Annotated in this window: 16 protein-coding genes and 5 pseudogenes; 18 read left to right on the forward strand and 3 right to left on the reverse strand. The window is 66.8% G+C overall.

Annotation, left to right across the window (positions count from 1 at the left end; translation table 11 throughout):
- The first annotated feature begins 65 nt into the window (after window positions 1–65).
- From LRS12_RS05570 to LRS12_RS05585, 4 genes and pseudogenes are all read left to right on the forward strand, one after another.
- A complete protein-coding gene (locus LRS12_RS05570; RefSeq protein ID WP_374581254.1) occupies window positions 66–470 on the forward strand; it encodes a GNAT family N-acetyltransferase in 405 nt (134 codons plus the stop codon).
- Between the two features lie 108 nt (window positions 471–578).
- Entirely contained in the window at window positions 579–995 is a 417-nt protein-coding gene (locus LRS12_RS05575) for a MucR family transcriptional regulator (protein ID WP_257843693.1), read from the forward strand.
- Between the two features lie 161 nt (window positions 996–1,156).
- Window positions 1,157–1,580: pseudogene (locus LRS12_RS05580) on the forward strand (Fur family transcriptional regulator).
- Window positions 1,581–1,584: 4 nt separating this feature from the next.
- The gene (locus LRS12_RS05585) at window positions 1,585–2,442 is read left to right on the forward strand and encodes a 1-acyl-sn-glycerol-3-phosphate acyltransferase (RefSeq protein ID WP_260480704.1); all 858 of its coding nucleotides are present in this window, start codon (window positions 1,585–1,587) and stop codon (window positions 2,440–2,442) included.
- A gap of 127 nt (window positions 2,443–2,569) precedes the next feature.
- Here LRS12_RS05585 and LRS12_RS05590 read toward each other — a convergent pair whose 3' ends face one another.
- A complete protein-coding gene (locus tag LRS12_RS05590) occupies window positions 2,570–3,328 on the reverse strand; it encodes a L,D-transpeptidase family protein (protein ID WP_374580388.1) in 759 nt (252 codons plus the stop codon).
- 191 nt (window positions 3,329–3,519) lie between these two features.
- On the opposite strand from LRS12_RS05590, the gene LRS12_RS05595 reads away from it, so the two are divergent.
- From LRS12_RS05595 to LRS12_RS05610, 4 genes and pseudogenes are all read left to right on the forward strand, one after another.
- Complete coding sequence (locus LRS12_RS05595) at window positions 3,520–5,553, forward strand: DUF3857 domain-containing transglutaminase family protein (protein WP_257843694.1); 2,034 nt, start codon at window positions 3,520–3,522, stop codon at window positions 5,551–5,553.
- 219 nt (window positions 5,554–5,772) lie between these two features.
- Window positions 5,773–6,429, forward strand: a complete 657-nt coding sequence (locus LRS12_RS05600; protein ID WP_257843695.1) for a murein L,D-transpeptidase catalytic domain family protein — start codon at window positions 5,773–5,775, stop codon at window positions 6,427–6,429.
- 55 nt (window positions 6,430–6,484) lie between these two features.
- Window positions 6,485–6,991 carry a CinA family protein gene (locus tag LRS12_RS05605; RefSeq protein ID WP_257843696.1) on the forward strand — a complete coding sequence of 169 codons (507 nt, stop codon included), beginning with the start codon at window positions 6,485–6,487 and terminating at the stop codon, window positions 6,989–6,991.
- 38 nt (window positions 6,992–7,029) lie between these two features.
- Window positions 7,030–9,039: pseudogene (locus LRS12_RS05610) on the forward strand (NAD(+) synthase).
- Here LRS12_RS05610 and LRS12_RS05615 read toward each other — a convergent pair.
- Window positions 9,032–10,609 (reverse strand): cisplatin damage response ATP-dependent DNA ligase, encoded by a 1,578-nt coding sequence (locus LRS12_RS05615; RefSeq protein ID WP_257843697.1) that lies wholly within the window; start codon window positions 10,607–10,609, stop codon window positions 9,032–9,034. The pseudogene LRS12_RS05610 and the gene LRS12_RS05615 sit on opposite strands and share 8 nt — an antisense overlap.
- 140 nt (window positions 10,610–10,749) lie before the next feature.
- On the opposite strand from LRS12_RS05615, the gene LRS12_RS05620 reads away from it, so the two are divergent.
- Complete coding sequence (locus LRS12_RS05620; RefSeq protein ID WP_257843698.1) at window positions 10,750–11,064, forward strand: hypothetical protein; 315 nt, start codon at window positions 10,750–10,752, stop codon at window positions 11,062–11,064.
- A gap of 31 nt (window positions 11,065–11,095) precedes the next feature.
- On the opposite strand, the gene LRS12_RS05625 is transcribed toward LRS12_RS05620, so the two are convergent.
- Complete coding sequence (locus LRS12_RS05625; RefSeq protein ID WP_374581256.1) at window positions 11,096–12,319, reverse strand: phosphatidylserine/phosphatidylglycerophosphate/cardiolipin synthase family protein; 1,224 nt, start codon at window positions 12,317–12,319, stop codon at window positions 11,096–11,098.
- A 129-nt stretch (window positions 12,320–12,448) separates the two neighbouring features.
- Between LRS12_RS05625 and rpoZ the strand changes: the two genes are divergently transcribed.
- From rpoZ to LRS12_RS05660, 9 genes and pseudogenes are all read left to right on the forward strand, one after another.
- Window positions 12,449–12,793 (forward strand): DNA-directed RNA polymerase subunit omega, encoded by a 345-nt coding sequence (rpoZ, locus tag LRS12_RS05630; protein WP_224923005.1) that lies wholly within the window; start codon window positions 12,449–12,451, stop codon window positions 12,791–12,793.
- 212 nt (window positions 12,794–13,005) lie between these two features.
- On the forward strand, window positions 13,006–13,209 hold the full coding sequence (locus LRS12_RS19925) for a hypothetical protein (protein ID WP_308222975.1): 204 nt from the start codon (window positions 13,006–13,008) through the stop codon (window positions 13,207–13,209).
- A 59-nt stretch (window positions 13,210–13,268) separates the two neighbouring features.
- Window positions 13,269–13,394 (forward strand): annotated as a pseudogene (locus tag LRS12_RS19930) (hypothetical protein); the annotation flags it as partial.
- Between the two features lie 56 nt (window positions 13,395–13,450).
- Window positions 13,451–14,407: a glycosyltransferase family 2 protein gene (locus LRS12_RS05635; protein WP_308222976.1), complete on the forward strand. Its 957-nt coding sequence runs from the start codon at window positions 13,451–13,453 to the stop codon at window positions 14,405–14,407.
- Window positions 14,404–15,102, forward strand: a complete 699-nt coding sequence (locus tag LRS12_RS05640; RefSeq protein ID WP_257843700.1) for a hypothetical protein — start codon at window positions 14,404–14,406, stop codon at window positions 15,100–15,102. The genes LRS12_RS05635 and LRS12_RS05640 overlap by 4 nt, the downstream gene beginning before the upstream one ends.
- Window positions 15,103–15,138: 36 nt before the next feature.
- Window positions 15,139–15,429, forward strand: coding sequence for a hypothetical protein (locus LRS12_RS05645; RefSeq protein ID WP_257843701.1), 291 nt, complete (start codon window positions 15,139–15,141; stop codon window positions 15,427–15,429).
- A 49-nt stretch (window positions 15,430–15,478) separates the two neighbouring features.
- Entirely contained in the window at window positions 15,479–16,393 is a 915-nt protein-coding gene (locus tag LRS12_RS05650) for a sulfite exporter TauE/SafE family protein (RefSeq protein ID WP_257843702.1), read from the forward strand.
- Window positions 16,390–17,156 (forward strand): annotated as a pseudogene (locus tag LRS12_RS05655) (TIGR02186 family protein). The gene LRS12_RS05650 and the pseudogene LRS12_RS05655 overlap by 4 nt, the downstream one beginning before the upstream one ends.
- A gap of 163 nt (window positions 17,157–17,319) precedes the next feature.
- Window positions 17,320–18,904 (forward strand): annotated as a pseudogene (locus LRS12_RS05660) (ATP-binding protein).
- Window positions 18,905–18,941: the final 37 nt, after the last annotated feature.

Raw genomic sequence — 18,941 nt, forward strand, 5'->3', positions numbered from 1 at the left:
CCGCGCCCTGGCCGATCGAGATCGTTCGCGGCGACGCCGCCGATTTGCGCGCGGTGAACGCGATCATGGGCGAGGCGTTCGAACCTCGCTATGGCGAGGCATGGACGCCCAGCCAGTGCCTGGGGATGCTGGCGCTGCCCGGCGCGTGGCTGACATTGGCCCGTGTCGACGAGCGGGTCGCGGGATTCGCGCTCGCCCGCGCGGTGCTCGACGAATCCGAACTGCTGTTGCTGGCGACCTGCCCCACATTGCGCCGTCGCGGGATCGGCGGGGTTCTGCTGCGGTCGGTGATCGCCGATGCACGGATTCGCGGCGCGACGATGATGCATCTGGAAGTCCGCGCGAACAACGACGCGGTTGCGCTCTATCAGGGCGAAGGATTCCGGAAGATAGGTGAACGTCGCGATTACTATCGCGGAAATGACGGCAAGCTGTTCGACGCGCACACATTTTCCAAAATGCTCGACTGATCCCACCCGAAATCGGACAGAATGACTTGCAAAGGTCGCGTCATGGCGTGATAGCTCAATTGACGGCCCGTAAATCTTATCGCCGCCGCGTTATGTGAAAGGACGAAAATGGACACGCAGAATGACATGCAGGAAACGCTGATCACGCTGACCGCGGATATTGTTGCGGCGCATGTCAGCAATAATAGCGTGGCAGTTTCCGATCTTCCGCTGCTCATTTCCAACGTTCACGGCGCACTCGCCAATCTGGGTAGTGCGAAGCCTGAACCCGAAGTGAAGAAGCAGGAGCCTGCCGTTTCGATTCGCTCTTCGATCAAGCCGGACTTCATTGTTTGCCTTGAGGACGGAAAGAAGCTGAAGATGCTGAAGCGCCATCTGATGACTCATTATCAGATGACCCCGGATGACTATCGCGCCAAGTGGAACCTGCCCGCCGACTATCCGATGGTCGCGCCGAACTATGCCGAACAGCGCCGCACCCTGGCGAAGAAGATCGGCCTGGGCACCAAGCGCCGCAAGCGCTGAAGTTTCCATATCGGATTTGCAGACGCCGGAGCGGATCACCCCCGCCCCGGCGTTTTTGCGTTGCGGATTGGTGGCACCGGCCCGGGACCGAACGCGCCGACCGGCACAGCAAACGCGCTCCGCCCCTTTTCCCCCGCCGCGGTTGCCGCTACACCGTCCCAATGAGCCGCAAGATCGATCTCGAAGCGCTGTGCCACGAAAAGGGCCTGCGCATTACCGAACAGCGCAAGGTGATCGCGCGCGTCCTGTCCGAAGCGGATGACCATCCCGACGTCGAGAAGGTCTATGCCCGCGCATCGGCGATCGATCCGGGCATCTCGATCGCGACCGTCTATCGCACGGTGCGGCTGTTCGAGGAGGCGGGCATTCTCGACCGCCACGATTTCGGTGACGGCCGTGCGCGTTACGAACCCGCGCCCGAGGCGCATCACGATCACCTGATCGATGTCGAAACGGGCAAGGTGATCGAGTTCGTCGATCCCGAGCTGGAATTGCTGCAAAAAGCAGATCGCCGAGCGGCTCGGCTTCCGACTGGTCGATCACCGAATGGAACTGTACGGCGTCGCGCTCGAGCGCAAGACCTGAGGCAATGGCCGATGGCGTCGATCCGCGGCGCCACGACGCCGCCCTTGGGCTGCCGACCCCGCTGACCGCAACAGAATTGTTTCGATTCTGGCGGCGGGTCGGGCTGTTGCTGCTCGCGGTGCTGACCCATGTGCCGATGCATTACCTTTGGCGGCTGCTGCGCCTCCCCTCCCCGTGGCCGCGCTGGTTTCTGGGACGCGCCGGGCGGATCGCCGGGGCGCGGGTCGAGATCGTCGGCACGCCGTTGCGGCGCGACGTCTTTTACGTCTCCAACCATCTGTCGTGGATCGACATCCTCGCGCTGGGCGGGGCGAGCGGGACTGCCTTCGTCGCCAAGGCGGAGATCGGCGCATCGCCGGTTGTCGGATGGCTCGCGGGGCTCAACCGCACCGTCTATGTGAAGCGCGAGAACCGGATGGGGGTCGCCGAACAGATCAACGCGCTGCGCGACGCGCTCGCGGAAAACTGGGCGATCACCGTATTTCCGGAGGGGACGACCACCGACGGCAAGTCATTGCTGCCGTTCAAGACGCCGATGTTGCGCGTGCTCGAACCCCCGCCGCCGGGCGTGATGGTCCAGCCGGTTCTGCTCGATTATGGCGCGGCGGGTGAAGAGATCGGTTGGGTCGGCGATGAGGGCGGGATCAACAATGCGCGGCGCATTCTGTCGCGCAAGGGCAGCTTTCCGCTGCGCATCACCTATCTCGACCCGTTCGACCCGCATGACTTTCCCGGTCGCAAGGCGATCGCGGCGGAGAGTCGGCGGCGGATCGAGGACGCGCTGGTCGCCGCACTCGGCGGGCCGTTGCGACCGTTCGCCTGGTCGGTCGAACCGGTGAACTACAAGCCCACCGACAGTTAGTTGACCCGGCTAACGCCGGGTGCGGCACCGGCCCGCTCCCCACCCGGCCACCCATCTAGGATATTCTGCTTGGGCGGCCGGGTGGGGGAACGGGCCAGTGCCGCATTTCAGCGAAGCTGAAACAAGCCTAGCGCTTCCGCCGCGTCTTCTGCACCACCGGTTCCATGGGCGCGAAGACGACACCTTCAGGTGAGACCGACTGGCCGCCTGAAGCGGGGATGATCACATCGTTGCTCGACGTCACCACGTCATAATCGCCGGTGCGGAAAGCGGCATAGTCGGCGCGCAGAAAGGGCGGATCGGCGCGCTTCGCCATTTGCGTCGGCGGAAGGCGCGGCGCGCCGCGGCGGACGCGGGGATCGACGATCTCGTAATCCACGACCGAGACTGCGGTGCCGAGTGCGGTGATCCCGAACAGGCGTCTCGCAAACTCCATCGGGAAACGGATGCAGCCATGCGATGCGGGATAGCCGGGCAGCTTCCCCGCATGCAGCGCGATCCCGTCCCAGGTCAGCCGCTGCATGAACGGCATCGGCGCGTTGCTGTAGAGATTGGAGCGGTGATGCACCCGCTTTTGCAGGATGGTGAACTCACCCGCGGGCGTGCGCTTGCCCGGCTTTCCGGTCGAGATCGTCGAGGCCGCGATCAGCACGCCGTCGCGATAAACATAGGCGACCTGGGCGGGAATGCTGATCAGGATGGTGACGCCCGACGCGCCGCCCGCAGGCTGAAAAGCCGCGTCCTCGATCCAGGTCCACTGGCCGTTGCGGAGCAGGATTTCGGCCGAGCTATCCGCCGCTACCTCCTGCGCACCGGCCGGAACCGCCACGCACAGCATTAGGCCGAATGCCACTGCCCGCACTGTCCGCGCCATCGCAGACGCCATTCGCAAGACTCCATCGTTACGCGGGCGAATGCCCCACATATCATGGTTAACGCCGTTCAGGGCAAGGTGGTGCCGTAGCCCTTTCCCCCGCACATCACGGAAATTTCCTAAGTACAGTGGGCTCGCCCCACCTGATTGGCGTTGCATCTGAAGCCCGCTGGGACATTATGGAGTGAAATCGGGGGGATAAGATGCGCCGTTTCGTTGCTCCGCTGCTGGTCGCAGCGCTGGTTGGGCCACTGCCTGCACTCGCTCAGGCGGATGGTGTCGGGCGCGGCCCGGTTCCGAATTGGGTGTCACCGTCCACGCCGCTCGCGGTTCCGGATAATCCCGGCGGACTGGTTTTCGTGCGGCGGCAGGACGTGCTGGTGCGGTTGGATGCCAAAGGACTGAACCAGCATCTTGGCTATCATTTCCGCATTCTTCACCCCAACGCCCTGCAGGCGGGCAATATTTCGATCGCATGGAATCCCGCACACGGGGCGCCGATTGTCCACATGGTCAGGGTGCATCGCGACGGACAGATCATCGATGTGCTCAAGACCACCAAGTTCGAGGTACTGCGTCGAGAGGATCAGCTCGAGGCGATGATGCTCAACGGCGTGCTTACGGCGGTGCTGAAGGTCGCTGACCTGCGCGTGGGAGATGAGCTGGAAGTTGCCTTTACCACGCGGGTAAGTGATCCCACGCTCGCCGGGCAGGATTCAGGTTTCCTGATGCTTGGGCCGAACCCCGCCCCAGGGCGCTACCGGCTCGGACTGAGCTGGGACAAGGGTCAGAAGCCCGCAATCAAGCTGACACCCGATCTGACCGGAGCCGCACAGCTGAGCGAGGACGGACTTGAACTCAAGTTCGACAACCCCGCCCTGCTTGTACCCCCAAAGGACGCACCGTCGCGGTACCAATGGCAACGGATCGTCGAATATAGCGACTTCGCGGACTGGAAGTCGATCTCACGCCATTTCGCGCCACTCTATGTCAGGGCGGCGAAGCTGGCCGATGGATCGGCACTCGCCCGCGAAGCCGACCGCATCGCTGCGGCGCATGCCGATCCGATGGAACGGGCGCGGGCGGCGCTGAAGCTGGTCCAGCAGGATGTCCGCTACATCTATGTCGGCCTGGACAGCGGCAATCTGACCCCCGCGACCGCCGAGGAAACATGGCAACGGCGCTATGGCGATTGCAAGGGCAAGACGGCCATGCTGCTCGCCCTGCTCGCCCGTCTCGGAATCACGGCGGAGGCGGTGCTCGCCAACAACAACGGCAGCGACGACGGTCTCGACGCCCGTCTGCCCAGCCCGCGCATGTTTGACCATGTCCTGGTCCGGGCACGGATCGGCGATGGCATTTACTGGATGGACGGAACCTTGCCGTCGGCCGCCCCGCCGTCCACCGCGCCGATACTGCCCTATCGTTGGGTGCTTCCGCTCAGCGCGGAAGGCAGCGGGATCGAGGCGCGGCCGTGGTCGCCGGCACAGAAGCCGGATGAGACCCAGCTGGTCGATCTTGACGCGAGTGCTGGATTCGATGCGCCTCCCCGTGTCACCACGACGTCGATCATGCGCGGCATCAAGGGCCTGCAGCAGCAGGTCCAGCTGTCCGGGCTGACCCCGGGCCAGCTTACCGAGAGCTTTCGGCAGGAGATCGTCGGCGACACGTGGCAAAGCGTCGAGGATGTCAAATGGCGCTACGACACAAAGGCCGGGGCCAGCATACTCACGGTCACCGGGACATGGGCTCCAGATTGGGACGATGACGGCGGCGAGCGATCGATGGCGCTGCCTGGCGGCGGCTTCAGTCCGCCAGAGCGGCGGGTGCGCGCAGCGCAACAGGATCAACAGATCCCGTTCTACAAGGAGCCGAGTTTTACCTGCCATGTGACAACGGTGCGCGTTCCTGCATCCGCGCGGACAGGCGCCTGGACGACGCGAGCCGGCTTCGACACGCGCATGTTCGGGATCAACTATTACCGCGCCTTCGACGTCCGCCCGGAGTCGATCCGCATGGTGCGCGCCTCCAGGGTCGAGCAGCCGGAGATTGACGCAGATGCTGCGCGCAAGGACAATCAGCGAATCGCCGGGTTCGACAACAGCATGGGCTGGATCACCTATACGCCCGGTGCGGCCAAGACCGCGCCACCCGCAAAGGTCAAGGTCCCTGCGACAGATGAAGTGGATTGGGTCGCAGATTCGAACGCGTGCCTGGCACCCGCCACGAAGCCGTAAGCCGCGTTGATCGCCACGCTCGATTTGGCACAAGCTTCGACAAGGCGCTCCGACTCTGCGGCGAACCGACGCACAACCGTGGAGTCCCTTAGGACGAATCGGCCGCGACCTTTGCTATAGTTCACATCCGATAGGCGAAGTTTGTGGGGGCACAGAGGTCGCATGGACAAGATGATTGACGTTGCGGCATCCCGCCGCGCTTTCCTGAGGACCGCCGGCATGGTTGCGGGCACCGGCCTGCTCGCCGGATGCGCCGCGCGCAGCGTGACCACTGCGGTTCTCCCCGCCACGCCGGTTCCCGTGCCGCCACCGCCGGTCGCCACGCCAGTTCCCGCCGCGCCGCGCGCGGTCGCCAGTGCGCCGCGCGGCATTCGCCCCGAATTGTTCGAGCGCGCGGTCGCGGCGATGCAGCGCCATTCGACCCGCATCCGCCAGCAGGACCGGATCGCGATCGCCGATTTTTCGCTGCCCAGCTCGCGACTGCGCTTCCACTTCGTGGACATGATCAACGGCGCCACGCGCTCGATGCTGGTCAGCCACGGCATCGGGTCCGACCCTGAGCATACCGGCATGCTCCAGCGCTTCTCGAACGAGGTGAATTCGGAAGCGACCTGCGAAGGCGCGTTCCTCGCCGCCAACTATTATGTCGGCAAGCATCAGCTGTCACAGCGGCTGATCGGGCTCGACCCGACCAATTACAACGCGCTCGACCGCGCGATCGTGGTCCATGCCGCCTGGTATTCGAACCCCGAGATGATCGCCAAGCATGGCAAGCTCGGCCGCAGCCAGGGCTGTTTCGCGGTGGGTGAGCGCGACCTCGACACGCTGTTCGCGCTGCTCGGCGAAGGCCGGATGATCTACGCGACCAAGGTCTGAGGCGGAGCAACCGGCCCGCCCCACGCGTTGATCCCCCCACCATCGGGAGGATCGCATGACCGAAACGCTTCATCCGGCGCTGCCCGACGACGTTGATCGCGCCGCGCGCGACGTACTTCAGGCCGCCTGCGACGCGAAGCTGAGTCTCTCCACGGCCGAAAGCTGCACGGGCGGGATGCTCGCATCGCTGCTCACCGATGTCGAAGGTGTCAGCTCCGCGTTCGAGCGCGGCTTCGTGGTCTATTCGAAGGATGCCAAGTGCGAGTTGCTGCACATTGCGCGCGACACGGTCGAGCGTTGCAATGCGGTCAGCCGCGAGGTCGCGGTGGCGATGGCGGAGGGGGCGCTGGCGGCGAGTCACGCGGATATCGCGCTCGCCATCACCGGCTTTGCCGGACCCGGCGGACCTGATGACGAACCCGGCCTTGTCCACTTCGCCTGCGCCCGAAATGGCCGCCCGACCGCGCATCGCGAAGAACATTTTGGCGATATTGGTCGCGGACCGACCCGAATTGCCTGTATGCGCGTCGCACTGGAGATGATCGGCGAGGCGATAGGTTAGTGGCAAAGCACCGGTTCCACTCGATCCACGCGCATGGAATGGTGCGCGTCGGCGCGTGCACACCCAGCGCGAGCGCGGGCGATATCGCCGCGAACACCGCGTCGCACATCGCGCTGGCGAAACAGGGCGATGCGGCGGGTGCCGACCTGCTGCTGTTCCCCGAGCTTGGCATCACCGGATACGCGATCGACGATCTGCACCTGCAGGATGCGGTGCTGCGCGCCACGACGCAGGGCCTGGACGAGCTGATCGCGGCGAGCGCGAAGCTGAAACCCGTGCTGCTGGTCGGCGCGGCGCTGGAACGCAACGGGCGGCTGTATAATTGCGCGGTGATCATCGCACGCGGGCGGGTGCTGGGCGTGGTGCCCAAAAGCTATTTCCCCAATTACCGCGAATATTATGAGAAGCGCTGGTTTGCTTCGGGCATCGGCCTGTCGGGCACGGTCGAACTTGCTGGCCAGACCGCACCATTCGGCACCGACCTGATCTTTGCCGCCGCCGACCTGCCCGATTTCGTCTTCCATGCCGAGATTTGTGAGGATTTCTGGGGGCCGCTGCCCCCTTCCACCTTCGGCGCGATGGCGGGCGCGACAATCCTGTGCAACCTATCGGCCAGCAACATCGTCATCGGGAAGGCGCGCGAGCGGGCATTGCTGTGCGCGGCGCAATCCAGCCGCACCGCATCGGCCTATCTCTTCTCCGCATCGGGGCCGGGTGAGAGCACCACCGACCTCGCCTGGGACGGGCAGAGCCTGATCTATGAGCTGGGCGAACTGCTCGCCGCATCGGGCCGGTTCGACCTCGAGGACGAGCTGATCACCGCCGATATCGATGTCGCGCGGCTGCGGCAGGAGCGGATGCGCTTCGGCACGTTCAACGACAATGCCGCCGCCGCCGGTCATCCCGAGCAGCGCTTTCGCCGCATCGCGTTCGAGCATCAGCCGGGGTTCGACGATATCGGCCTCCACCGCGCGATCCGCCGCTTTCCGTTCGTCCCCAACGCGCCCGAAAAGCTCGACGAGGATTGCTACGAAGCCTTCAACATCCAGGTCGAGGGGCTGCGCAAGCGCATGGTCGCGACCGGCAATGGCAAGATCATCATCGGCATTTCGGGCGGGCTCGATTCTGACCCATGCGCTGATCGTCGCGGCCAAGGCGATGGACCGGCTGGGCCGACCGCGCAGCGACATTCTCGGCTTCACCATGCCCGGCTTTGCCACCGGCGAGAGGAGCAAGGGCAATGCCTGGGCGCTGATGAAGGCGCTGGGCATCACCGCCGAAGAGGTCGATATCCGCCCGGCTGCGCGGCAAATGCTGACCGACATGGGCCATCCCTATGCGGACGGCGAGCCGGTCTACGACATCACCTTCGAGAATGTTCAGGCCGGGCTGCGCACCGATTATCTCTTCCGCCTCGCCAATCAGCGCGGCGGGTTCGTGCTGGGTACTGGCGACCTGTCGGAGCTGGCGCTGGGCTGGTGCACCTATGGCGTCGGCGACCATATGTCGCACTACGCCGTCAATGCCGGCGTCCCCAAGACGCTGATCCAGTTCCTGATCCGCTGGTGCGTCGCGACCAACCAGTTCGACGCGGAGACCGATGCGGTGCTCGACGCGATCCTGGCGCAGGAAATCTCGCCCGAACTCGTCCCCGCCGACGCCAGCGGCGCGATGCAGAGCACCGAGGCGAAGATCGGTCCGTACGCGCTCAACGATTTCTTCGTCCATTATGTCGTGCGCCACGGCCTCGCGCCGTCGAAGATCGCGTTTCTGGCATGGCAGGCGTGGAAGGATGCCGATGCGGGCGAATGGCCGCTGGGCGTGCCGCCGCACCAGCGCGTCGCCTATGACCTGCCCACGATCCGCCACTGGCTGGAGAGATTCCTGATCCGCTTCTTCGCGCAGAGCCAGTTCAAGCGCAGCGCGATCCCGAATGGGCCAAAGGTGTCGGCCGGCGGCGCGCTCTCCCCCGCGGCGACTGGCGCGCGCCGTCGGACGGCGTGGCGAGGCCGTGGCTCGACGAGCTGGAGGCGAACGTGCCTACGTAGCCAGCCGCTCCAGCCCCGCGATCGTATCCGCCTCATGCGCGGGTTTGTCGGTGCGGATGCGGCTGATCCGCGGGAAGCGCATCGCGAGGCCCGATTTGTGCCGCTTGGATGCGTGGATCGAATCGAACGCGACCTCCAGCACCAACGACTTCTCCACCTCACGCACAGGGCCGAAGCGCGCAACGGTGTGGTTGCGCACGAAGCGGTCGAGCCATTTCAGCTCTTCGTCGGTGAACCCGAAATAGGCCTTGCCGACCGGCAACAGCTCGCCGCCATCGGTCCATGCGCCGAAGGTATAGTCGGAATAGAAGGATGAGCGCTTGCCGCTGCCGCGCTGGGCATACATCAGCACGCAATCGGCGGTGAGCGGGTCGCGTTTCCATTTGTACCACAGCCCGACGCGCCGCCCGGCGACATAGGGGGAATCGCGCCGCTTGAGCATCACCCCCTCGATCGCCGCGTCGCGCGCACCGGCGCGCAATTCTTCGAGCGCGGCGAAATCCTCCGCTTCGATCAGCGCGGAGACATCGAACCGCTGTGGGTCGAGCGGCGCGGCGAATGCCTCCAGCCTGGCGCGCCGCGCATGCCACGGCAACTCGCGCAGATCCTCTAGGCCATCGAACAACAGGTCGTACAGCCGCACGAACGCCGGAAACTCCGCCAGCGTCTTCGCCGACACGACCTTCCGTCCCAAGCGCTGCTGCAACGCATTAAAGCTCCCTGCCTCACCCCCCTGCGCCTCGCCGCGCACCAGCAACTCGCCGTCGAGCACGCCCGGCGTCGCGAACGCGCTCGCCACATCGGGGAAGCTGGCGGTGATGTCGTCGCCCGCACGGCTGTAGAGCCGCGTCTCGCCCGCGACGTGGACGATCTGGACGCGGATGCCGTCCCATTTCCATTCGGCTGCATAGTCGGCAAGGTCGACCTGCGTCTCCTCCAGCGGGTGGGCGAGCATGAATGGGCGGAACACCGGGACGTCGGTCGTGGTCGGCTGTGGCCCGCGCCCCTCGCCCCAGTCGAACAGCGGGGCATAGGGCGGGGTGAGGCCGTGCCACACCTCCTCCACCGCCTCGACATCGACCCCGAACGCCTCGGCGAACGCGGTTTTGGCAAGCCGCGCCGACACCCCGACCCGCAAGCCGCCGGTGGCGAGCTTGAGCAGGGCATAGCGCTCGTCCGCCGCCAGCCGGTCGAGCATCGCGCCGAGCGCGGCGGGCGCGTCCGAACGCGACAGGCTGGCAAGGCGGTCAACCACCGCTCCGAGCGTCAGCGGTTCGGACTCGGGCGGTGGTGTCAGCGGTTCGGGCCAGATCAGCGCAACTGTCTCCGCCGTGTCGCCGACGAAATCGCGGCTGAGCCGAAACAGCACCGGATCGACCCGCTCGCCCACCAGCGCGCGGATCACGGCGGGTTTCACCGCCGGCAGGTCCAGCGTGCCGGTCAGCGCGGCCAGCCCCCAGCCGCGATCGGGGTCGGGCGTTTCGCGCAGCCACGCGCCGATCAGCCGCAGCTTCGCATTGCGCGATCGCGTGTAGATCAACCGGTCGAGCAGGTCGGCAAAGGCGCGCATGGGCGCTCAACATGGCGCGATGCGACCGGTTCCGCCAGCGCCGCGCCAATCCCACTCGCGAAGCTCCCGGCTTCACGCTAGCGTCAACCCACCGGAAAGGTCGGTGCGCGATTCGCGCGCGCCGTGGGAGGGATTACCAGATGAAGACCCTGTTGCTTGCCGTTGCGCTGTCGGCCCTGCCGCTCGCCCCCGCTTCGTTCGCGCAGGACGCCGCCGCGCCCGCCGCGACCGCAGCGACCGCCGCCAAGTTCAACCTCGACACCCCGATCCAGGACATCGTCGCCAATCCGGCAGCAAAGGCCGCGTTCGACGCCGCGCTGCCCGGCGTTTCGACGCATGAAAGCTATGAAATGTTCAAGGGCATGAGCCTCAACCAGCTCAAGGCCTATGCCGCCGACAAGCTGACGCCGGAAGTGCTCGCGAAGGTCGAGAAGGATCTCGCTGCGGTGGAGTGATGGCTTGGCCCCGGGCGCGCGACGTCCGGGGCTAATCCTCGCGGGTCAGGTTGAGCGATCGGGTTACCCGATAATCGAGCACGCCGACCACGAAATAGACCGCCGCCTGCATGATCCGCGTCCACCAGCCGGTGCGCGCGCGATGCAGTTCCCGCGTTACCTCCAGCGAGCGGGCGACCTCCGCATCGACATAGGCGCGGACGTGATGCGCGAACCCCGGATCCTCGATCCGCAGCATCACCTCGAGGTTCAGAAACAGGCTGCGCATGTCGAAATTGGCCGATCCGATCTGCACCTTGTCGTCGATCACGAACAATTTGGTGTGCAACTTGGTCGGCAGATATTCGAACACCCGAACGCCGCGCCGCAACAGCCCGCGATAGGTGAAGCGCGCGGCGTGCAGCGTCAGATGATTGTCGGTGATCGACGGCACCACGACCCGCACCTCCCCGCCCCGCCGCGCCGCGCGACCGAGGCGCAGCAACATTGCGGGACTCGGGAAGAAATAGGCGGCGAGGATGTCGATCGTGCGCGCGCCCTTCATGTCGCGGCGCACCGCGCGTGCCCAAGGCGACAGGCGCCGCGTCGGTCCGCCGAGCAGCCAGCGCAATTGTCCCTCCGGCTCGCTCCACTGCTTGAGCGCACGGCGCAGCACCCGCATCGGCGCGCGCGGTCGCACTGTCCAGCGCCATAGCGCGTCGAAATAGCCGGTCAGCCGCGCCGCGGCCGGCCCCTCGACCAGCAGCCCCAGGTCGCGCCATCCGTCGCTGCCCGGCGCGCCGAAATAATCGTCCTGGATGTTGAACCCGCCGATGATGATTCGCGCGGTATCGCCGCTCTCGCCATCGGCCAGCGCGATCTTCTGGTGGTTGCGCAACAGATAGCGCCGCCCCAGCCGCGGTACGAAGAAGCACACCCGCCCGCCCGCATCGCGGAGCGGTGCGAAGAAGTCGGTGTCATAGGCCGGATCGCTGCCCAACCCGTCGACGATCAGCGTCACCTCGACCCCGCGCGCGACGGCCGCGACCAGCGCGTCGCGCATCTGCTCCCCCACCGTATCGTCGGTGTAGATGTAATAGAGCAGACGCAGCGAATGCCGCGCGCCCGCGATCAGCCCGAGCAGCGCGTCGAGTCGGCGCGGCCCGGTGTCGAGCAGTTGCAGCCGACTGCCCGCGATCGCAAAGACCGGCTGGGGCGGCGGTTCGGGCGGCAGGCCGGTGGCAATGGCGGGCGAGGGATCGGGGGCCGGCTCCATCCTCATGGGATTGCACCCTTTGTCCCGACTGCGCCAGCCCCGCCGGGCATCGGGCGATTTCCTTGACTCGGCGGAGGACACCAACTAGATGGCCCCCTTTCCTGTATCTCTGCCCAAAGGAAGCGTTCCATGGCGCGCGTCACTGTCGAGGATTGCGTCGACAAGGTCTCCAACCGTTTCGATCTCGTGCTGCTCGCGGCCCAGCGTGCGCGCCAGATTTCGGGCGGCGCGGAGCTGACCATCGATCGCGATCGCGACAAGAACCCGGTCGTCGCACTGCGCGAGATCGCCGAAGAGACCGTGCGTCCCGACAATCTCGAGGAATCGCTGGTCGGAAGCCTGCAGCGCGTGCAGATCGACGACGAGGAAGCGCCCGATGACGTCGGCAGCCTCGCCGCATCGGCAGAAGCGCTGCGCCTCACCGCCGCTGCGCCGCCGCGCAACCAGAATCTGGGTGCCGATTACGACGGCTGATCCCGCCGCTATCGCTGCCTGACGAAAGGCCGCTGCCCCATCGGGCGGCGGCCTTTTCGTTGTTGGGCGGCCGGCACCGGCCCGCTCCCCCACCCGACCACCCATCGAAGATACCTTGTGGGTGGTCGGGTGGGGGAGCGGGCCGGTGCCGTAACCCATCCGCACAGCCGGTTAGAACTATTCCCTTGATCCCCGCCGATCCGAATCGGAGAGTGTCGCGTCCGATCGGGGGAGTCGGGTTGGAAGCGAGCGCGGCGATCCTGTTCGTTATCGACACCATCGCGCGCGAGGCGATGCTGTTCGCGGCGATCGGCTTCCTGATCGGCGGGATCGACGATCTGCTGGTCGACTTGGCCTATGGCGTGGCGCGGCTGCGCGATCTGATGCGGCGCGCGAGGCCGCGACGACTTCCCTAACCCCACCGCCGATGGCGCTGTTCGTTCCTGCATGGGATGAGGCGACAGTCATCGGACCGATGCTGCGCGCGACGCTCTCGCGTTACGGCGAGGGCAATTATCGCATCTATGTCGGCACCTACCCCAATGACCTGAAAACCATCGTGCGGGTTGCAGATGTCGCGCTGACCGATCGGCGGGTGAAGCTGGTTGTCGGCCCCGCGCGCGGTCCGTCGACCAAGGCGGACTGTCTCAACGCCATGTGGCGCGCGCTGCTGCGCGACGAAGCGGCGGGGACCGCTTCGCGGCGGTGGTGCTGCACGACGCCGAGGATCTGGTCCACCCGCTCGAACTGCCGCTGTTCGCCACCTGGCTGCGCGACCATGACGCGGTACAGCTGCCGGTCCGGCCGCTCGCCGATGCGCGCTCGCCGCTCGTCGCCGGCCATTATCTCGACGAGTTTGCCGAGAGCCATGGCAAGAATCTGATTGTGCGCGAGTTGCTGGGCGCGGCGATTCCGTTTGCCGGGGTCGGCTGCGCGATCCGGCGCGAGATGCTGGGCCGCATCGCCGACAGCCGGGGTGGCCAGCCATTCGACGCCGCCAGCCTGACCGAGGATTATGAGCTGGGCCTCGCTGTCGCGGCGCTGGGCGGGCGCACCCGCTTCGTCCGCGCGCGCGACGCGGCGGGCGGGCTGATCGCGGTGCGCGCCTATTTCCCCGCCGAATTGCCCGCAGCGGTGCGGCAAAAGGCGCGCTGGCTGACCGGCATCGCGCTCGCCGGATGGGACCGGGTCGGGTGGCAGCGCGGCGGATCGCTCGGCGAACATTGGATGCGGATGCGCGACCGCCGGGCGACGCTCGCAATTCCGGTGCTCGCCATCGCCTATCTCGCGCTTGTCGCATGGGGCCTGTCGCTGATTGGCCATTGGCTGGCGGGCAGCGCGATTCCTGTGCCGGATGGGCCTGTCGCCTGGCTGCTGGCGATCAACGCGGCGCTGCTCGGCTGGCGCGTGGCGATGCGGGTCGCGTTCACCGGCGCGGCGCATGGCCCCATTCAGGCCGCGCTCGCGGTGCCGCGCGTGCTGGTCGCGAACCTGATCGCGCTGCTCGCCGCACGGCGCGCGGTCGCGATCTATTGGCCGACGCTGCGCGGCGATGCTGCCCGGTGGGACAAGACTGCGCACCACTTTCCCGAACCGGGCGAGGAAGCCGCGTGATTGGGGTCGAGGCTACCGGGAGGGGCCGCCCGCTGCGCTTCGTGGCGATGGTCGCGGTCGGATGGGTTGCGATGCGCGTCATTCTCCTCTGGCCAGAGAACGCGACGCTGCCCGAGGCGATTGAGGCGGCGATGCCGTTGCGTCTCGCACAGGCTGCAGCACCGGAACCGGTGCCAGTCGACGTGACGCCCCAGCCGCGCATCGCGGTGATGCGCCCCATCCTCCGCACGGGTGCCGCACCGGCACGCCATGCCGCGCCGCCCGCCATAGCGGTGCCGCCGCCGATGGCCAGCATGGCGCTGCTCAACCTGGTCGCCTTTGGCGCCGAGCAGGAGCGCGCGCCCGACGCCCGGCCGCTGCCGCGCATCCCGGCCCCACCCGCGATGCTCGCCTCGCGCGCCGTGCCCAACCGCTGGCAGGCGAGCGCGTGGCTGGTCACCCGCCGGGGCGGTCCCGCCGGCGGGGCCATGCTCGGCGGCGATCAGGCCGGGGTGCGGGTTGCGCGCGCGATCGACCGGCGCGGGCGGCTGGCGCTCTACGCCCGTGCCAGCGCGCCGATGGCGGGGACGGGACGCGAACTCGCGCTGGGGATCGAATGGCGGCCGTGGCGGGCGCCGATGCGCTTCCTCGCCGAACAGCGCATCGCGCTGGATCATGGCCGATCCGGCCCGGCGGTCGCTGCGGTCGGGGGGTAAGCGGCGATCTGCCCTTCGCGTTCGAACTCGAAGCCTATGGCCAGGCCGGCGCAGTCGCGCGCGGACGAGATCGAGCCCTTTGCCGACGGCGCGCTGCGGATCACGCGCACCGTCGCGGCGACGGGCCAGGCCCAATTGGCGGTCGGCGCGGGTGCATGGGGCGCGGCACAGCGCGACGCGGCGCGGATCGATATCGGCCCCAGCGCGGTCACCACCCTGCCCATATCGGGCCAGACGCTGCGCATCGCCGTGGACTGGCGCGAGCGGATCGGCGGCGATGCCCGACCGGGATCGGGACCGGCGCTCACGCTTGGGGCGGATTTCTGATCCCCTTCGCCTTCCGCCTGAGCGCACGAACGGCTAGGCAGAAACCCGCATGGACCTCTATCTCCCCATCGCCAACCTCTCGGTCAACGCGCTCGTCATCGTGGTGCTGGGGCTGGGCGTCGGACTGCTGTCGGGGATGTTCGGGGTCGGCGGCGGGTTCCTGACCACGCCGTTGCTGATCGTCTATGGCATCCCGCCCACCGTCGCGGCGGCATCGGCGGCGAGCCAGGTAACCGGAGCGAGCGTATCGGGCGTGTTCGCCCATTTCCGCCGCAACGGCGTCGATCTGCACATGGCCTGGGTGCTGATCGGTGGGGGCGTGCTGGGGTCGGGGGCTGGGGCATTGCTGTTCCGCCTGCTCCAGGCGAGCGGGCAGATCGATACCGTGATCGCGCTGCTCTATGTCGTGATGCTGGGGTCGATCGGCTGGCTGATGCTGTCCGAATCGCTCGGCGCGATCCGCACCGCGCGAACCGGAACAGTGGCACGAGCCAAGCGTCGGCGGCATCATCCGATGGTCGCCGCGTTGCCGTTGCGCTGGCGCTTCTACAGATCGGGCCTGTACATCTCGCCGTTCGCGCCGTTGCTGCTGGGATTCGCGACCGGGATCCTGACGATGCTGCTCGGCGTCGGCGGCGGGTTCATCCTGATTCCGGCGATGCTCTATCTGCTCGGCATGCCCGCGCAGGTCGTGGTCGGCACGTCGCTGTTCCAGATCCTGTTCGTCAGCGCTGCGGCGACAATGGTCCATTCGATGACGACCAAGGCGGTCGATATCGTGCTGGCGGCGCTGCTGCTGCTCGGGTCGGTGATCGGCGCACAACTCGGCGCGCGCTTCGCCGCCCGCGCACGCCCGGAATATCTGCGGCTCGCGCTCGGCGTGATGGTGCTGCTGGTCGCGCTCCAGATGGTGCTCGGCCTCGCCTGGCGTCCTGACGAGATCTATTCGGTGGAATTGGGATGAAGCTCCCACCGCTCCTCCTCATCCTCGCTGCGCCGCTCCTTCTCGGCCAGGCCAAGCCGACGCTCGTCCCCGACGTGTCGCAGCGCGAGATCGAGATCATCTACTCCTTCACCGGGGCCGAGCTGCTGCTGTTCGGCGCGATCGTCCAGCCGGGCAACAGCACGCCACGGCCGGGCGATCCGCCCACCGACATCGTCGTGGTGGTCAAGGGACCGACCGAATCGGTGATCGTCCGCGAGAAACAGCGGGTTGCCGGGATCTGGGTCAATGCCGACCGCACCCGCTACCGCTCCGCCCCGTCCTTTTACGCGATCGCCTCGTCGCGGCCGATCAAGCGCATCGTCGATGCACGCACCCGCGCGATCTACGAGCTCGGGCTCGACAGCCTCCAGCTTTCCCCCGCCTCGGGCGACACGCCGACGGTCCAGTCGCGCTTCGACGCGGGGCTGGTCGACCTCAAGCGCCGCGCCGGCCTCTATTACGAAGCCCCGGGCACGGTCGAGATCACCGACAATGTCCTGTATCGCGGGCGCATCGAGATCCCGCGCGCGTGCCCGTGGGGCGCTTCACCGCCGAAACCTTCCTGATCCGCGACGGCCGCGTGCTCGCGGCGGCAGTGCGCGAGATCGACATTCGCAAATCGGGCTTCGAACGCTGGGTCGCGCGCGCCGCCGAACGCAACTCGATCCTCTACGGCATTGCCGCCGTGCTGCTGTCGATTGGCCTGGGCTGGGCCGCCGGCGCAATCTGGCGAAGATTCTAATCCTTTTACCAACGAGTTCTTTACCGACGCCCGGTAGAACCACCCCGTCTTGCAGGGGAGCAGCACCGCGTGATGAGCGAAGATCTGGGCGGCCAACGATTCTGACCGTATCCGTCCGGCCTCCGAAGCCAGCGACCATAACGCTGGCGCAGCGGCCCATGGCATCGGCGCGGTGTCGGCGATCGGCGGTGCCTCGAGCGAGGTCGTGTTCGACACCGCGGCGCTCGAATCGCTCGCCAACAGCGCCGATCCGGCAGTTGCGGGTGCGGGCACGGTGGGCAGCCAGATCAAGCTGCGCGCCGGCAGCAGCTGGCTGATCGCCAACGTCCGTGCGCTTCGCCTCGACGAGCGCAGCGGGTCGGTGGTGGCACAGGTCGACTTCCTGGGCGAGGGCGATGAGGAAAAGCTGACCGGCAAGCTCTACAGCTTCCGGCGCGGGGTCACCCGCTACCCCGTCCCCGGCACCCCGATCTTTCCGGTCTCGACCGCCGACCTCAAGCAAATCTACGCTGCCGACGACCGCGCGCATATCGAGGTCGGCAACGTCTATCCGACCCGCGACATCCGCGCCGCGCTCTATATCGATTCGATGCTGGGCAAGCATTTCGCGCTGCTCGGTTCGACCGGTACCGGCAAGTCGACTGCTGCCGCCCTGATCCTCCACCGCATTTGCGAGCTGGCGCCGCAGGGTCATATCGTGATGATCGACCCGCACGGCGAATATTCCGCGGCCTTCAAGACCAATGGCGCGCTGTACGACGTGTCGAACCTCGCCATGCCGTACTGGCTGATGAATTTCGAGGAACATTGCGAGGTGTTCCTGACCACTCAGGGGTCGGATCGCCAGGTCGATGCCGACATCCTTGCGCGCTGCATCCTGATGGCCAAGCAGAAGAACCGGCTCGCCGCCGAATTCGGCAAGCTGACCGTCGATGCGCCGATCCCCTATCTCTTGTCGGACCTTACGCAAATCATCCAGCTCGAAATGGGCAAGATGGACAAGGCGACCGACACCGCCCCCTATTTGCGGCTGAGGGGCAAGATCGACGAAATCAAGGCCGACCCGCGCTACACCTTCATGTTCAGCGGTATGCTCGTTTCCGACACGATGGCGAGCTTCATCGGCCGCATTTTCCGCCTGCCCGGTGACGGCAAGCCGATTTCGATCATCGATGTGTCCGGCGTGCCGAGCGAGATCACCAGCGTCGTCGTGGCGGTGCTCAGCCGCATGGTGTTCGACTATGCGATCTGGTCGCGCGGCGAGGCGCAGCGCCCGATCCTGCTGGTCTGCGAAGAGGCGCACCGCTACGTCCCAAATGAGCGCAACGCCGATGGGTCGTCGGTCGGCCGCATCCTCAGCCGCATCGCCAAGGAAGGCCGCAAATACGGCGTGTCGCTGGGCCTGATCACCCAGCGCCCGTCCGACCTGGCGGAAGGCGTGCTGTCGCAGTGCGGCACGATCATCTCGATGCGCCTCAACAACGACCGCGACCAGGCGTTCGTCCGCGCGGCCATGCCCGAAGGCGCGCGCGGCTTCCTCGACGCGATCCCCGCGCTGCGCAACCGCGAGTGCATCATGGTCGGCGAAGGCGTCGCCACCCCCGGTCCGCGTCGCATTCGACGCGCTCGAGGAAAACAAGCGTCCCGCATCGGGCGACCCGCTCTTCTCCGAACTGTGGCGGCACATGGGCGGCGAGGACCAGATCCTCGACCGCACGATTCGCCGCTGGCGCGCACAGGGGCGCTGAGTTTCTTGCGCTCCTGCGAAGGCAGGAGCACGGGACC

It is taken from the genome of Sphingomonas sp. J344 (assembly GCF_024700005.1).
Classification (GTDB): Bacteria; Pseudomonadota; Alphaproteobacteria; order Sphingomonadales; family Sphingomonadaceae; genus Sphingomonas.

What these genes read in the sequence shown, in the direction of transcription:
- LRS12_RS05570 (WP_374581254.1), top strand. Translation starts at nt 66, where the DNA reads ATGGGCGAGGCGTTCGAACCTCGCTATGGCGAGGCATGGACGCCCAGC.
- LRS12_RS05575 (WP_257843693.1), top strand. Translation starts at nt 579, where the DNA reads ATGGACACGCAGAATGACATGCAGGAAACGCTGATCACGCTGACCGCG.
- LRS12_RS05585 (WP_260480704.1), top strand. Translation starts at nt 1,585, where the DNA reads ATGGCCGATGGCGTCGATCCGCGGCGCCACGACGCCGCCCTTGGGCTG.
- LRS12_RS05590 (WP_374580388.1), bottom strand. Translation starts at nt 3,328, where the DNA reads ATGGCGTCTGCGATGGCGCGGACAGTGCGGGCAGTGGCATTCGGCCTA.
- LRS12_RS05595 (WP_257843694.1), top strand. Translation starts at nt 3,520, where the DNA reads ATGCGCCGTTTCGTTGCTCCGCTGCTGGTCGCAGCGCTGGTTGGGCCA.
- LRS12_RS05600 (WP_257843695.1), top strand. Translation starts at nt 5,773, where the DNA reads ATGGTTGCGGGCACCGGCCTGCTCGCCGGATGCGCCGCGCGCAGCGTG.
- LRS12_RS05605 (WP_257843696.1), top strand. Translation starts at nt 6,485, where the DNA reads ATGACCGAAACGCTTCATCCGGCGCTGCCCGACGACGTTGATCGCGCC.
- LRS12_RS05615 (WP_257843697.1), bottom strand. Translation starts at nt 10,609, where the DNA reads ATGCGCGCCTTTGCCGACCTGCTCGACCGGTTGATCTACACGCGATCG.
- LRS12_RS05620 (WP_257843698.1), top strand. Translation starts at nt 10,750, where the DNA reads ATGAAGACCCTGTTGCTTGCCGTTGCGCTGTCGGCCCTGCCGCTCGCC.
- LRS12_RS05625 (WP_374581256.1), bottom strand. Translation starts at nt 12,319, where the DNA reads ATGGAGCCGGCCCCCGATCCCTCGCCCGCCATTGCCACCGGCCTGCCG.
- rpoZ (WP_224923005.1), top strand. Translation starts at nt 12,449, where the DNA reads ATGGCGCGCGTCACTGTCGAGGATTGCGTCGACAAGGTCTCCAACCGT.
- LRS12_RS05645 (WP_257843701.1), top strand. Translation starts at nt 15,139, where the DNA reads ATGGCCAGGCCGGCGCAGTCGCGCGCGGACGAGATCGAGCCCTTTGCC.
- LRS12_RS05650 (WP_257843702.1), top strand. Translation starts at nt 15,479, where the DNA reads ATGGACCTCTATCTCCCCATCGCCAACCTCTCGGTCAACGCGCTCGTC.